The organism is Burkholderia ubonensis (assembly GCF_902833085.1).
Classification (GTDB): Bacteria; Pseudomonadota; Gammaproteobacteria; order Burkholderiales; family Burkholderiaceae; genus Burkholderia; species Burkholderia ubonensis.
In genome coordinates, this window is sequence record NZ_CADFEB010000009.1 from 254,348 (window position 1) to 268,657 (window position 14,310).

General features: G+C 66.7%; 11 protein-coding genes. 8 read left to right on the forward strand and 3 right to left on the reverse strand.

What is annotated here, in order from left to right; translation table 11 throughout:
- Nucleotides 1-67 precede the first annotated feature (67 nt).
- Nucleotides 68-547, forward strand: a complete 480-nt coding sequence (locus HWX31_RS25355; RefSeq protein WP_174963793.1) for a GNAT family N-acetyltransferase — start codon at nucleotides 68-70, stop codon at nucleotides 545-547.
- A 226-nt stretch (nucleotides 548-773) separates the two neighbouring features.
- Nucleotides 774-1,010: a hypothetical protein gene (locus HWX31_RS25360; RefSeq protein ID WP_059661611.1), complete on the forward strand. Its 237-nt coding sequence runs from the start codon at nucleotides 774-776 to the stop codon at nucleotides 1,008-1,010.
- Between the two features lie 100 nt (nucleotides 1,011-1,110).
- Here the strand turns inward: HWX31_RS25360 and HWX31_RS25365 are convergent, their stop codons facing one another.
- On the reverse strand, nucleotides 1,111-4,158 hold the full coding sequence (locus HWX31_RS25365) for a heavy metal translocating P-type ATPase (protein WP_175933977.1): 3,048 nt from the start codon (nucleotides 4,156-4,158) through the stop codon (nucleotides 1,111-1,113).
- A gap of 184 nt (nucleotides 4,159-4,342) precedes the next feature.
- On the opposite strand from HWX31_RS25365, the gene HWX31_RS25370 reads away from it, so the two are divergent.
- The 3 genes from HWX31_RS25370 to HWX31_RS25380 all read left to right on the forward strand — a co-directional run bounded on the left by HWX31_RS25370 (nucleotide 4,343) and on the right by HWX31_RS25380 (nucleotide 10,982).
- Nucleotides 4,343-5,077, forward strand: a complete 735-nt coding sequence (locus HWX31_RS25370) for a PH domain-containing protein (protein ID WP_244143844.1) — start codon at nucleotides 4,343-4,345, stop codon at nucleotides 5,075-5,077.
- Nucleotides 5,078-5,613: 536 nt separating this feature from the next.
- Nucleotides 5,614-7,050, forward strand: coding sequence for a DUF1254 domain-containing protein (locus HWX31_RS25375; protein WP_174965772.1), 1,437 nt, complete (start codon nucleotides 5,614-5,616; stop codon nucleotides 7,048-7,050).
- Between the two features lie 149 nt (nucleotides 7,051-7,199).
- On the forward strand, nucleotides 7,200-10,982 hold the full coding sequence (locus tag HWX31_RS25380; protein WP_174965773.1) for a DUF748 domain-containing protein: 3,783 nt from the start codon (nucleotides 7,200-7,202) through the stop codon (nucleotides 10,980-10,982).
- Nucleotides 10,983-11,037: 55 nt separating this feature from the next.
- Here the strand turns inward: HWX31_RS25380 and HWX31_RS25385 are convergent, their stop codons facing one another.
- The gene (locus HWX31_RS25385) at nucleotides 11,038-11,256 is read right to left on the reverse strand and encodes a hypothetical protein (protein ID WP_010097438.1); all 219 of its coding nucleotides are present in this window, start codon (nucleotides 11,254-11,256) and stop codon (nucleotides 11,038-11,040) included.
- Nucleotides 11,257-11,360: 104 nt separating this feature from the next.
- Nucleotides 11,361-12,254, reverse strand: coding sequence for a LysR substrate-binding domain-containing protein (locus HWX31_RS25390; protein WP_174965774.1), 894 nt, complete (start codon nucleotides 12,252-12,254; stop codon nucleotides 11,361-11,363).
- Nucleotides 12,255-12,399: 145 nt separating this feature from the next.
- On the opposite strand from HWX31_RS25390, the gene HWX31_RS25395 reads away from it, so the two are divergent.
- Genes HWX31_RS25395 through HWX31_RS25405 form a run of 3 tightly spaced genes read left to right on the forward strand, consistent with a single transcriptional unit; the run spans nucleotide 12,400 to nucleotide 14,143 of the window.
- Entirely contained in the window at nucleotides 12,400-12,945 is a 546-nt protein-coding gene (locus HWX31_RS25395) for a sugar ABC transporter (RefSeq protein WP_174965775.1), read from the forward strand.
- A gap of 7 nt (nucleotides 12,946-12,952) precedes the next feature.
- A complete protein-coding gene (locus tag HWX31_RS25400) occupies nucleotides 12,953-13,279 on the forward strand; it encodes a hypothetical protein (protein WP_174965776.1) in 327 nt (108 codons plus the stop codon).
- Between the two features lie 18 nt (nucleotides 13,280-13,297).
- Nucleotides 13,298-14,143, forward strand: coding sequence for an MBL fold metallo-hydrolase (locus tag HWX31_RS25405; protein ID WP_174965777.1), 846 nt, complete (start codon nucleotides 13,298-13,300; stop codon nucleotides 14,141-14,143).
- The last annotated feature ends 167 nt before the right edge of the window (nucleotides 14,144-14,310 follow it).

A 14,310-nucleotide genomic window follows, 5' to 3' on the forward strand; every position in this document is an offset into this window, starting at 1 on the left:
CCGTACGTGTGCGTGCGCGACCGTCCCGCTACACTGGAAGTTCGATTCCTCTCACGACGACCGGGCCATGCTGCAGATGCGGCCGATGACGGCCGGTGAATTTCATGCGTACCGCACGCGAGCCATCGACGGCTACGCGCGCGATCTCGTCTCATCCGGGCAGAACGCCGTCGACGACGCGCCCGCCCGCGCCAGGGCCTGTTTCGACACCTTGCTGCCGGACGGCCTGCTGACACCCGGCCAGATACTCGTCTCCCTCGTCGACGCCGCCGATGGCGATGCGCTCGGCGATCTCTGGTACGCGATCGTGACCGAAGGTCCGAATCGCACGCTGTTCATCTACGATCTCGAAATCGCACCGTCCAGGCGCCGCCAGGGCTGGGCCACGCGCGTCATCGACGCGCTCGAGGCCGAGGCGCGCCGGTACGGCGTGACCGAGATCGGCCTGTCCGTGTTCAATCACAATGCGGCGGCGCGGGCGCTGTATCGCGCGTGCGGCTTCGTGCCGATCACGACGACGCTGATCAAGCCGGTCGTGTCGGGCTAACGACGAAGATTTGAATGCTCGCACGTGCAGCGTTTGCAGTACGACACGCTTTCGCGTCAGAGCGCAGGTTGGCTAGCAGTTCGCTTCGTATAGGCCTGTGAGCTCGATTTGACATCTTGAGGGTGGCGCGCTCGAATCCGCAGACCAACTGGAATCCTGCGGCGCAGCTTATGATCGGCAGGCCAATGGCTTGGCACACTCAAGTTGCTAAAAAAACCGAGGATAAATGCGAAAGCACCCATTGCGCATGTTGACCGGTGCGGCACTGCTGGTCATGCTCGTGCTCGTTTTCGCGTTCAACGCGATCAACCTCGAGGAGGCGTACGGCGACGGTCCGCCCTACTACGCACGCACAACCAACATGGACAAATGGACGGACCCGCTTCCGATGCTCGGTATCGTCGATGGAGCGATGTTGGTCGCGATCGGAGCGTATTTCTTCTGGATTCGTCGGCGTCGATGAACCGCCCCTCCACACGTCTCCATGCAAACGGGCCCGGCGAAACCGGGCCCGTCCTTTCTTCCCCTTTATTGCGCCGCGCTCTGCCGCGTGGCGCGCCGCCTCACCGCGCCCGCCCCTTCCATCTCCGCAGCAGCAGCGCGTTCGTCACCACGCTCACGCTGGAAAACGCCATCGCCGCGCCCGCGATCACCGGGTTCAGCCAGCCGAGCGCCGCGAGCGGCACGCCGACCAGGTTGTAGACGAACGCCCAGAACAGGTTCTGCTGGATCTTGCGGTACGTGCGCTTCGAGATGTCGATCGCGTCCGCGACGAGGCTCGGGTCGCCGCGCATCAGCGTGATGCCGGCGGTGTGCATCGCGACGTCGGTGCCGGTCGCCATCGCGATGCCGACGTCGGCCGCGGCGAGCGCGGGCGCGTCGTTGATCCCGTCGCCGACCATCGCGACGATGCCGTCATGCGTGCGCTTGAGCTCCGCGACGACGCGCGCCTTGTCGTCCGGCAGCACCTGCGCGTGGACCTCGCCGATGCCGAGCGACGCCGCGACCGCCGCCGCGCTGCCGCGGTTGTCGCCCGTCACGAGCACGCTCGCGACGCCGCGCGCGGCGAGCGCCGCGATCGCGTCGCGTGCGCCGGGCTTCACGGTGTCGCCGAACGCGATCAGCGCGAGCGGCGCACGCGGCGCGTCGGCGCGCATCAGCCACGAGATCGTGTTGCCGGCGCGTTCGAACTCGGCCGCGCGCGCGTCGAGCGCAGGCGGCACGGCGATGCCGAGCTCGTCGCGCCAGCGCGTACTGCCGAGCGCCAGCAGCCGGCCGGCGACGCGCGCCTCGACGCCGCGTCCGGCGACCGCCCGCGCGTCGGTCGCGACGGGCGCCGACGTCGCGCCGCCACGCGCCGCGACGTCGGCATGGTGCGCGGCAACCACGGCGCGCGCCAGCGGATGATCGCTGTGACGCTGCACCGCCGCGGCGAGCGCGAGCGCCTCGTCGCGCGGCAGGCCGACCGCGTCGAACGCGGTGACGGACGGCTTGCCCTCGGTGAGCGTGCCGGTCTTGTCGAACGCGATCACGGTCGCGCGCTGCGCGAGCTCGAGCGCCTGCGCATCCTTGATCAGCACGCCGTGACGCGCGGCGACGCCGGTGCCGGCCATGATCGCGGCGGGCGTTGCGAGGCCGAGCGCGCACGGGCACGCGATCACGAGCACCGCGACCGCGTTGAGGATCGCGGTTTCCGCGCCCGCGCCGGCAATCAGCCAGCCGATCAGCGTCAGCGCCGCGATGCCGAGGATCGCCGGCACGAACACCGCGCTGACTCGGTCGACGAGCCGCTGGATCGGCGCCTTCTCCGCCTGCGCGGATTCGACGAGCCGGATGATGCGGGCGAGCGTCGTCTCGGCGCCGATCGCGGTGGTTTCGACGACCAGCGCGCCTTCGCCGTTGATCGAGCCGGCCGTCACCGGATCGCCGCCGTCCTTCGCGACCGGCAGGCTTTCGCCGGTGATCAGCGATTCGTCGATGTGCGAGCGGCCCGACACGACCCGGCCGTCCACCGGCACCCGTTCGCCGGGCCGGATGCTGACGGCCGTGCCGACGCGCACCTGCGCGAGCGGCACGTCGCGTTCGACGCCGTGTTCGACGATGCGCGCGCGGTCCGGCCGCAGCGCGTTCAGCGCGCGGATCGCTTCCGTGGTCTGGCGCTTCGCGCGCGCTTCGAGCCATTTGCCGAAGCGCACCAGCGTGATGATCACGGCCGACGCCTCGAAATACAGATGGCCCGGATGCATGGGGTCGCGCAGCAGCATCCACAGGCTCAGGCCGTAGGCGGCCGACGTGCCGAGCGCGACGAGCAGGTCCATGTTGCCGGCGCGTGCCTTGATCGCGTGCCAGGCCGCGCGGTAGAAGCGCGCGCCGAAGCCGAACTGGACGATCGACGCCAGCACCAACTGGAGCCAGCCGTTCAGCATCGCGTCGACGCCGAACGGCGCGGCGAACATCGGCGCGATCAGCGGCGCGCTCAGCAGCGCGGCGGCGATCACGAGGTTGCGTTCGCGAATCGCGTCGCGGCGCTTGCGCGTGTCGGCGTCCGAGGCTTCCGGTTTCTGGCTGGCGGTCGCGCCGGCCGTGGTGGGCAAGCCGGATGCGCCGGCCTGCGGCGCGGCGACGCGCGACGCCCGGTAGCCGGCGGCCGTGACCGCCGCGATCAGCGCGGCCGGGTCGAGCGGGGCGGTGCCGTGCACCGTCGCGCGCTCGGTCGCGAGATTGACCGATGCGCGGGCGACGCCCGGCACGTTCGCGAGGGCCTTTTCGACGCGGCCGGCGCAGGACGCGCAGGTCATCCCGCCGATGTCGAGTTCGACCGCGCCGAACGCGGCGTCCGGCGCGATGGCGGGCTCCGGTTCCGGGACCGGCGTCGCCTGATAGCCGGACTGCTTGACTGCGTCGACCAGTTGGGCGGTCGTTACGCCGGCCGCCGCGTCGACCGTCGCGCGCTCGGTCGCGAGATTGACCGACGCGCGCGTGACGCCCGGCACGTTCGCGAGGGCCTTTTCGACTCGGCCGACGCAGGACGCGCACGTCATCCCGCCGATGTCGAGTTCGGCATGGACGGCAGCGGGAGGCGGTGCGACGGCCGCGTCCGGTTCCGCGACGGGTGTCGCGAGATAGCCGGCCTGTTTGACCGCGTCCGCCAGTCGGGACGCCGGAACGCCCGCCGCGTCGACCGTCGCGCGCTCGGTCGCGAGATTGACCGACGCGCGCGTGACGCCCGGCACGCCGGCCAGCGCCTTTTCGACGCGCGCGACGCACGATGCGCAGGTCATCCCTTCGATTTCGAGTTCGATCGGTGCCGTCGCGGGAGCGGCCGGCGACGTCGGCACAGGCTCGTCAGCGCGACGTTCGCCCGTGTCGACTGCCTCGCGCAACGTCGCGCGATAGCCCGCGTCGCCGATCGCTTCGATCAGCCGGGCCGGATCGACCGTGTCGTGCGCGCTCACGGTGGCCGAGTGGTCGTCGAGATCGACGGCGGCGTCGACGACGCCCGGCACGCCGGCCAGCGCGCGCTGCACACGCCCGGTGCAGCCGCCGCAATGCATGCCTTCCACCGTCAGCACGGTCGTGTTCAGCGCCGCCGAGGCGAGAGGTTCTGTCATGTCGGGTTCCCCAAAAGCGCGGTCTGAGCCGCAGACAGGTCAAGTATCAACATTCCCATCATGGGAAGGTCAAGCGGCAGCGACGATGTGTCGCGGGCGCGACGCGCCGGGAGTCCGCGTCCGACCAAGGCGAGGGTGAATCGTCACGGACGCCACTTATTCCAAAGATAGCCGCTATCGGCGAATGCCCGTTCTTCGCGGCGCCGGGGACGGGCAGACGGCATCGGGCATTTTTCCTGACCTTTGCGCTGCGCTCGCCACCCGCTTCACGAGCAGGTTGTGGCCAACACCGCAACAGGGCAGTGCAACGGTTCCGGCTGTAAAATCCGATGCTTTATACAAACAAAAGGGCCGCGGGATGTTTGATTTCAAGAATTCCACCAAAGAAGCACTGAAGATCGAGTATGACCGCATTGCTCGTGAAATCGGAGACGATCAATTTTTTACGAAAAAGGAATTGAATCATCTTCCCGAAATCCTGATGGACGGTGAGCAGGTGCTGGCCTTCTCGTCTGGACTGATGGATGGCAATACGTGGCTGATCGTGCTGACCGACCACCGAATCCTGTTCCTCGACAAGGGGTTCATTTACGGCCTCAAGCAGATCTCGATCAACCTCAACAAGATCAATGCGGTGTCGGGAAAGACCGGCATGATGCTCGGTGAAATTCGCATCGAGGATGGCGCCAGCGAGCGGATCATCAAAAACGTCTGGAAGAAGACGGTCGTGCCGTTCACGAACAAGGTGAGAGATGCGATTCACGAGTACTCGCGCGCATCGAATTCCCCCGCCGCCGCCGCGTCCGCGCCGACCGCGGACGACGTTGTGTCGAAACTGGAGCGACTCGCAGCGCTGAAAGAGCGAGGAATACTGACCGACGCGGAATTCGCAGAGCAGAAGGCGAAGATCCTGGCGTAAAGGCACCGTGGCGGGTGACATATGGAGGCCCATTGCATCCCTGCAAGCGATGGGTCTTTTCAAATCCGGCGCCGCCTGCGACCGTTCCACCCCATATAGGGGAAGGCGGCACTTTTTAATCCACGCCCGGACAGTCAAATCTCCGGCACCTCGCGCGCCTTGACCTCCACGTCGAGATCCGACGTGTAACCTCCGTTGCCGACCGGCGTGTGCGCGATTCCGTCACCCCACCCTCGAATCAACGCACTCTAAAAGCACGACTCCCTGTCAAAATTACCGGCCGCGGGAGCGGGCCATGTAACAACGCGAGTCTTCCGCAGCCTTCATGCCGCCAACGGCGGCAATATGAGGCACCCGGCATATTGGGGAATGCCCCGAGGCGCTATGATACCGGCCTGACGATAGCGCCCGTTGCAGCGAAATTGCCGCGCGGCGAGGCCGGGGCAGCCTCGATTGACCTTGTTTGGCCTTGGATTCGCAAGTTGCGAATCGCACAAGGCACTGATTTATAAAGAATTAGATACGGCCACGAATCAATGATTAAAACCCGACGAGAATCCGTTTCTCTGCGGCGCGCCTGCGCGTCGCTGGCCATTGCGGCCCTCCTGGCCGGATGCGCCACCCAGCCCGACGCGATCCCGCGCAAGACCGGCTGGATGCGTGCCGAAGTGGCCGACGCCTATATATATGCGTATCCGCTCGTGATGATGGACGTCGCGAAGGACGCCGCCACCGGCGGCGACGGCGCGCAGCCCGGCCAGGCGCCCGTCAACACGCTGCGCCATGCGCAGGCGCTGCCGCCCGTCGGCGCAGTCAATCCGCCGCTGCCGGGCGTCGACACGCTCGATTCGACCGGCTGGCTCGACGTGGCCGCCGAACCGGTGATCGTCACGCTGCCCGACACGCGCGGCCGCTACTGGGACGCCCGCGCGCTCGACATGTGGACCAATGTGCTGTGGTCGTCGAATGCGGCCGCGCGCGGCCCGCGCGGCGGCCCCCGATCGCAAACGATTGCCTTCGCCGCGAAGGACTGGCAGGGCACGCTGCCGAAGGGCGTGACGCGCGTCGACGCGCCGTCGCGCAACGTGTGGCTCGAAGTGCGCCTGCAGACGAGCGGCGGCCGCGACCTGACGGCCGTGAAGAAACTGCAGCGCGCGATCCGCGTGGTGCCGCTGTCGGTGTATACGGGCGCGGCGCGCGGCGCGTCGGTCGCGGTGCACGCCGGCAGCGCAGCCGCCGAGGCGGCGAGCGGCGGCACGCCGGCCGAGCAGGTCGCGGCGCTCGACCCGAAGGCGTACTTCACGCGCTTCGCGCAGGCGCTGCAGGACAACCCGGCGCCCGCCGACGACGCGCACGCGCAGCAGCAGCTCGAGGAAATCGGCGTGATGCCCGGCTATCCGGTGCTGTGGACGGGCGATCGCCTCACGGCCGCGACGGCGGGCGTCGCCGAAGCGCGCGCGCGGCTCGCGGCGCCGCCGCCGAACCTGCTGAACGCGAACGGCTGGAGCTGGATCGGCGACACCGCCGGCAAGTACGGCCAGGACTACGCGCTGCGCGCCTACGCGGCCTACACGCAGTTCGGCACCGCGACGCGCGACGACGAGACGCTCGCGGTCGTGCGCGTCGACAGCGACGGCCATGCGCTGAACGGCGCGAACCGCTACACGCTGCATTTCGCGGCGGGCGCGCTGCCGCCCGTGCGCGCGTTCTGGACGCTCACGCCCTACACGACGGGCGGCGCGCTGCCCGACGTCGGCGCCGCCCGCCGCTCGCTCGGCGACCGCGACCGGCTGCGCCGCAACCGCGACGGCTCGATCGACATCGTCGTCTCCGCGGCGTCGCCGGGCGGCGCGAACGCGGCGAACTGGCTGCCGGCGCCGCGCGCGGACTTCGCGCTGGCGCTGCGGCTCTACGCGCCGAAGCCGAAGGCGAACGACGGCGCCTGGATGCCGCCCGTCGTCGTGCGCAAGTGAACGCACCGCCGCCGCGCCGGTCCGAACGGCAGGCGCGGCGGCGACCCCATCTGCGTTCCGTCACCCCCTGAGCCTATACTTGCGGGAAACGGGCCGGATCGCTTCGATTCCCCGGATTCCCTGACATATTGCTCCCAAGGCAATCCAGCATGGCAAGCCTCAACAAAGACACCGTTTCCTCGACGCTGCATGCGCTGCGCGACGTTGCGCGCGCGCGCCGGACCCGGCGCATCGGCCTCGGCGTGCTGATCTTCGTCGTTCTGTTCGGACTGCTCGGGTTCTTCGCCGCGCCGCCGCTGATCCGTCACATCGCCGAACAGCAGTTGAGCCGGCAGCTCGACCGTCCCGCGACCATCCGGCGCATCGCGCTCAATCCGTATACGCTGAACCTCGAAGCCGACGGCATCCATCTCGGCGAGCGCGGCGGCCAGGGCGATTTCATCGACATCGGCAAGCTCGTCGTGCGCCCGTCGTGGACGTCGCTGTTTCGCGGCGCGCCGATCGTCAACGAAGTCCGCGTCGATGCGCCGCGCTTTCACGTCGTGCGCTACGACGCGCAGCGCTTCAACTTCACCGACCTGATCGAGAAGTTCTCGACGCCGTCGAAACCGGAAAGCAAGCCGACGCACTTCTCGGTGTCGAACATCCAGATCAACGATGGACGGATCGACTTCGACGATCGTCTGCTCAATGAAAAGCACGTCGTCGACAACTGGACGCTCGGCATTCCGTACATCGCGACGCTGCCGTCGAAGACCGACATCTTCGTCCAGCCGAAGCTGCGCCTGCGGTTCGACGGCAGCCCGATCGCGATCGAAGGCCGGACCAAGCCGTTCGCGCAGTCGCGCGAATCGGAGATCGAGCTGAAGTTCGACAGGCTCGATGTGCCGCAGCTGATCTCGTACGTGCCGGCGAAGCTGCCGGTCGCGGTGACGAGCGGCCTGCTCAGCAGCAACCTCAAGCTCAATTTCGTGATGAGCGGCGCGACGCCGGCGCTGCGCGTGTCGGGCACCGTCGACCTGAACGACGCGAAGGTGACGAGCGCGGCGTCCGAGCCGCTGTTCGCCGCGCGCGGCGTGCACGTCGCGGCGGCCGGCCTCGAGCCGCTGCGCAACGCGCTGCATTTCGACGAGATCCGCGTCGACCAGCCGGTCGTCGATCTCGCGCGCGACCGGCAGGGCGTGCTGAACGTCGAGAAGCTGGCCGCGCACCCCGCGGCGGCGCCCGACGCAAAGGCGCCGTCGGCCGCGCCGGCGGCGTCGGGCGTGGCCGTGCCGGCCGCGGCGAGCGCGGCGACGGCCGCATCGGCCGCATCGGGCGCCGCAGCGCCGACCGAAACGAAGACGCCGCCGCTCGACCTGACGATCCGCCACTTCGCGATCGACGGCGGCACGATCAACCTCGACGACCGCGTGCCCGCGACGCCGACCACGCTGTCGCTCACGAAACTGGCGGCGACGCTCGACGGCTTCACGCTGCAGGGCAACACGCCGGCGAAGTACACGCTGTCGACGTCGCTCGCGCGCGGCGGCGACGTGAAGGCCGAAGGCGCGTTCAGCGTCGCGGCGAAGCGGGCCGACACGAAGCTGACGGTCGATGCGCTCGCGCTGCCCGTGCTGCAGCCGTACCTCGGCGAAGCGACGCGCGCGCGCGTGCTCGACGGCACGCTCGGCGCGACGCTCAACGCGAAGGCCGACTGGGGCAAGACGCCGCTCGACGCGCAGGTCGCCGACAGCGAGGTGAGCCTGAAATCGCTGAAGATCGCGACGCCGGCCGCGAAGACGCCGGCCATCGTGCTGCCCGACGCGAGCGCGAAGATCGCGAAGGTCGATCTCGCGACGCGCACCGCGCAGATCGCGAGCGTCGACGCAAGCGGGCTCGCGCTCGACGTGACGCGCCTGAAGGACGGCACGATCGATCTCGCGGCGCTGGCGAGCCCCGAGCAGAAGGCGCTGCCCGCGCGCACGGTTGCGCGCAAGGCGGAGGCCGCCGCGCCGTCGTGGCATTACCGGATCGACGCGCTGAACGTGAAGGATTCGGCGGCGAACTACACGGACCTGTCGACGCCGCGCCCGGTGAAGCTCGCGATCAAGCCGCTGGCGTTGTCCGTCCAGAAGATCAGCGACGACCTGACGAAGCCGCTGCCGGTGGAGCTGACGGCGACCCTGAACCGCAAGGGCTCGCTGAACGTGTCGGGCGACGTCACCGCGCAGCCGCTCAAGCTCGGCCTGAAGATCAACGGCAACCGCCTCGACGCGGCCGCATTCGAGCCGTATTTCGGCAGCGCGCTGAACGCGACCGTCGCGAGCGCGCTGCTCAACGCGAACGGCAACCTGGCGTTCGCGCAGGCGAACGGAGCGACACGCGCGTCGTATCGCGGTGACGCCGCGCTCGTCGACGTGCGGATGCTCGACAAGGCGACGTCCGACCCGTTCGCGGGCTGGCGCTCGCTCGCGCTGTCGAACCTGAAGGCGACCTACGACGAGAAGGGCACCGACGTCGACGCGGCGCGCGTCACGTTCTCGAACTTCTACGGCCGCGTGCTGCTCGACGCGCAAGGGCGGCTGAACCTGAAGGACATCGTCGCGAAGGAATCCGGCCCCGCGCAGTCGCTGACGCGCGACACGAGCAAGGGCGAGCCGGCGCCGGCCGCCGCGTCGGCCGCGGTCGCGCAGCAGGCGTCCGCGCCGGCCGCCGCGTCGGCGCCGGCGGTCGTCAAGGCCGCGCCGCCGCCGCAGAACCCGGTGCGGGTGCATTTCGGCGAGTTCGTGCTGCAGAACGGCCGCGTGAACTACACCGACAACTTCATCAAGCCGAACTACACGGCGAACCTAGTCGCGATCAAGGGCACGATCGGCGCGTTCGGCACCGATTCGACGACGTCCGCGCCGGTCGACGTCGCCGCGAACCTCGCGGGCAACGGGCCGATCACGATCAAGGGCACGGTCAATCCGCTGATCGCGAAGCCGGCGCTCGACCTCACCGCGACCGCGCACGACATCGAGCTGACCACCCTGACGCCGTATTCCGCGAAGTACGCGGGCTATCCGATCACGAAGGGCAAGCTCAACGTCGACCTGCATTACCAGCTCGCGAACGACCAGCTGTCGGCGAACAACCACATCTTCATCGACCAGCTGACGTTCGGCGACCACGTCGAGAACGACACGGCGACCAAGCTGCCGGTGAAGCTCGCGATCTCGCTGTTGAAGAATTCGCGCGGCGAGATCGACGTGAGCCTGCCGGTGTCGGGCTCGCTGTCGAATCCGGAGTTCAGCGTCGGCGGGCTGATCTGGCGCGCGGTGCTGAACCTGATCGCGAAGGCGGTCACGTCGCCGTTCTCGCTGCTCGCGCACGCGTTCGGCGGCGGCGGCGAGGAGCTCGGCTACGTCGAGTTCGCGCCGGGCTCGGACGAGCTCGCCGACGCGCAGCAGAAGAAGCTCGACACGGTCGTGAAGATGCTGAACGAGAAGGCGTCGATTCGCCTCGACCTGATCGGCCGCGTCGATCCGGACAAGGACATGCCGGGGCTGCGCGAAACCTACGTCGACCGGCTCGTGCGCCAGCAGAAGCTGAAGGACGTCGTCGGGCAGGGCGAGAGCATCGATCCGCGCTCGGTGAAGGTCGAGCCTGCCGAGTACCACACGTATCTGACGCGTGCGTACAAGGCCGCCGACTTCAAGAAGCCGCGCAACCTGGTCGGCCTGCAGAAGACGCTGCCGGACGACGACATGAGAAAGGCGCTGGCCGAGCACGCGCCGGTCGACGAGGGCAGCCTGCGCACGCTCGCGCAGGCGCGCGCGCAGTCGGTGCGTCAGTACCTCGAAGGGAAGATCGATTCGAGCCGGATGTTCATCGTCGCGCCGAAGCTCGATGCGAAGGGCATCGACGACAAGGGCGCGACGACGCGCGTCGACTTCGGTTTGAAGTGAGCCTTGCCGTTCTTCCGCTGCCGCGTCCGTCGGTTCGGGCGCGGCAGCGGAACGTTCAGCGCGTGACTTCGGGTTCGCGCTTGTCCAGTTCCTTCCTCGCCGCCAGCGGCAGGCGCGGATCGTCCCATTGCGTCAGCCACTGCACTTCCTTCGCCGTGAACACCTGTCCGTAGTTGCGCAGCGCGTACTGCAACGCGTCGACGACGTGATGACGAATGATTTCAGGGGTGCGTGCATCGTCCAGCACGAACCGGAGGGCTTCCAGGGTCGACATTCTCGTGCTCCGGGTCAGGGAAAACCCTTTATCGCATGACAATAGTCGGGCGCCAAGGTGGAAAAAAAGTGCTGATGGCTGTTCGTGATGAGCGTCAGGCGGCGCTAACGCGCCAAGTCTCGGGCTTCGTCAAGAATCCATTTCGCAAACGCCTGTAGCGGCCCCTCACTTAATTCGATCGGCTCGGGAAGAACGAGGCAGAAGTTCTTGGCAATTGCTTTGCCGTCCGGCCAAGGCGCGACCAAGCGGCCTTGTTCGAGCTCGGTCTCGACGTAAAGACGCGGCACCAATGCGACACCCAGGCCGGCTAGCGCCGCCTCGATCAGCATGGAATGGAGATCGTAACGTGCGCCAACCGCGGAATTGGTCAGCACGATGCCGGACTCTTGTGCATAAATCTGCCACGCGTCCGGATTTTGCCGCCGGTGAAGGCGTGGCAGCGCATCCAGCGATGTGTTCGCACCGGCGTCTGCGAGGAGCGCCGGACTACAGACGGGCACCAGCACCTCTTCCAGCAGGGGATGCAGGTGCATGCCCGCCCATGCCGGATGCTCAAAATGAATGGCCGCGTCGAAACCGCTGCCGGCAAGAAGGAAGGGCTCCATACGTTCGGCGATATGCACGGTAATGTTCGGATGCCGGGTTTGAAAATGTTTCAGTCGCGGAATGAGCCAACGGGTGGCGAAGGTCGGAATTGCCGCGATATCAATGCTCGCGCCCTCGATGGGCTGCCCCATCAGATACAGGCTGTCCCGTTCCAGCCGATCCAGGATCTCGCGAACCTGCACCGCGTATCGCGTGCCGTTGGGTGCAAGCCGTACCCGATTTCCAACGCGCTCGAACAGGGTCACGCCCAGGAACGCCTCCAGCCGGCCGATCTGACGGCTGACGGCGCCCTCGGTCCGGGCCAACTCCTCGGCGGCGCGGGCGAAGCTTCCGTGTCGAGCCGCAGCCTCGAAAGCCAGGAGCGCGGAATTGCTTGGAATCTTGCGTCGCATTGGAGTCTCTCCGATCGGAATGCGTTCGTCGCCAGCTTGAGTAAATGTCACGGAAGGCTGATTTTAATTCGATATCTAACTGAGATGCAGCCGGCTAGCATTACATAACTGCAATGAATGCGCGTCCGTCGCGAAGGATAATCCGATGATCTACACCGTGGAATGCAGCTTTGCCGACCCCGACAGCGAAGCCGAATGGAACGACTTCTACAGCCACGAAAAGCTGCCCGCCCTCATATCGGTTGCCGGCTTTCATACGTCGCAGCGCTTCAAGTCGTTGAGCGATGATTGCCCGGTCTATTTGGCCGTCCACACGATTGACGGTCTCGATGTCCTGACGGGAGACGAATATCGCCGGAAAGGCGGCGGCAATTTCGCTCGGTGGCAGCAACACATCACCGACTGGCATCGAAATCTCTACAGCGATATCGGCCTTGCGCCGGCGGTCAATGCCGACGAACTCCTCGCGCTTTGTGCAAGCGGCCCCGAACCCCTGATCCGGATGGGCCTCACACCGTTGGCCATGCATGCGGTTGCGCTGGAGAAATTTCCGGAACGCCGTTGGCTCGCGACGCTGCCTCGGCAACATGCTCGGCTTGTCGAAAGCATGTCCGAAGGCGTTCACCTCTACTCGCCGATGGCGGAGCAACTGACAAGCTTTCGCCCCGCTTCGACCGAACAGCAAAAATAGGTCCGCGATGCCCAATGTCACGATCTATATTCCTGCGGGGCAAATGCCGTCTGATGAGCGGCTTGCGGAGCTTTCCCGCGACTGCGTCAAACTCTGTACGAGCGTCCTTGAAGCGGCACTCAAGAACGTTCACGTCAACTTTGTCGACGTTCGGCATGGGCACGGACATCCCGTCTTCGCGGAAGTCCAATATCGCGTCGAGACGTTGCGCACGCCCGCGCTAATGAACCGGTTCATGGAAGCCTTGGAGAACGCCATCGCTCGCTGCACGGGCCTCACGGCGCGCATCCGTTGCTTCGGTTACGCCGCGTCGAACATTCACGCCCGAAACTAGCCGGTCTGGAGAAGCGTCGTGTCCACCGTTACCTTTCCAAGCCAGCAAGCTGGCGACTTCACGATTACCGCCATCAGCGATGGCTACCTCACCGCCAGCCTCGACTTCCTGTCGAATATCGACATGTCCGAGGCCGCCGGAATGCAGCGTGATGCAGGGCAAGAGCAGCCCACCGCCGTGCATATCAACTGCTACGTGGTGCGCGGAGCGGGCCGCACGATTCTCATCGACGGTGGGGCTGGAGGGATCAAGCAATGGGGCGGCCGCCTGAAGACCAATCTATCGCTGGCCGGCATCGAACCATCCACGATCGACACGATCCTGCTCACACACGCTCATCCCGACCATGTCGGCGGGCTGGTGAATGCAGACGGGCAAATTGCCTTTCAGAACGCGGAGCTTGTGGCTCATCAGCGCGAGGTCGAATTTTGGCAGGATGACGGAAATCTGAGTCGTGCCAGCGAGCGGGCCCGCGGCAACTTCCTGATAGCGCGCCAGGTGTTCGGCGGCTACGGCGACAAGCTTCGCACTTTCGACGACGGGGAAGTGCTTCCCGGTATCAGAGCGATGTCGCTGCCGGGACACACGGATGGACACACCGGATATATCGTCGAATCCCGTGATCGGAGCCTGCTTGTCTGGGGCGATATCGTTCATTTTCCTCACGTCCAGATCAAGCGGCCGGACGTATCGATTGCATTCGATCAAGACCCGTCCCTGGCAGCCGCCACACGCTCACGGCTTCTGGACCTGGTCAGTTCGGAGGGGCTGTTGATCGCCGGCATGCATCTGGGGGAACCCGGTTTCGCGCGAATCAGGCGAACGCGGGGGGAATACGGTCTGCGTTACGAGACCGACGCATGAGGCCGCGCGCAGACGCAACGGGTCGCACCCATCACATCACGACCCCCTGATGTCACTTGCGATTGGTTACGTTTGACAGAAAACAGAAAGCCTTGCTTCACGGAGCCGCCGCACGGCTCGGCGATATTGACGCGCCTGTTTCGCAGGCCATGCAGTTCAACGTCTAT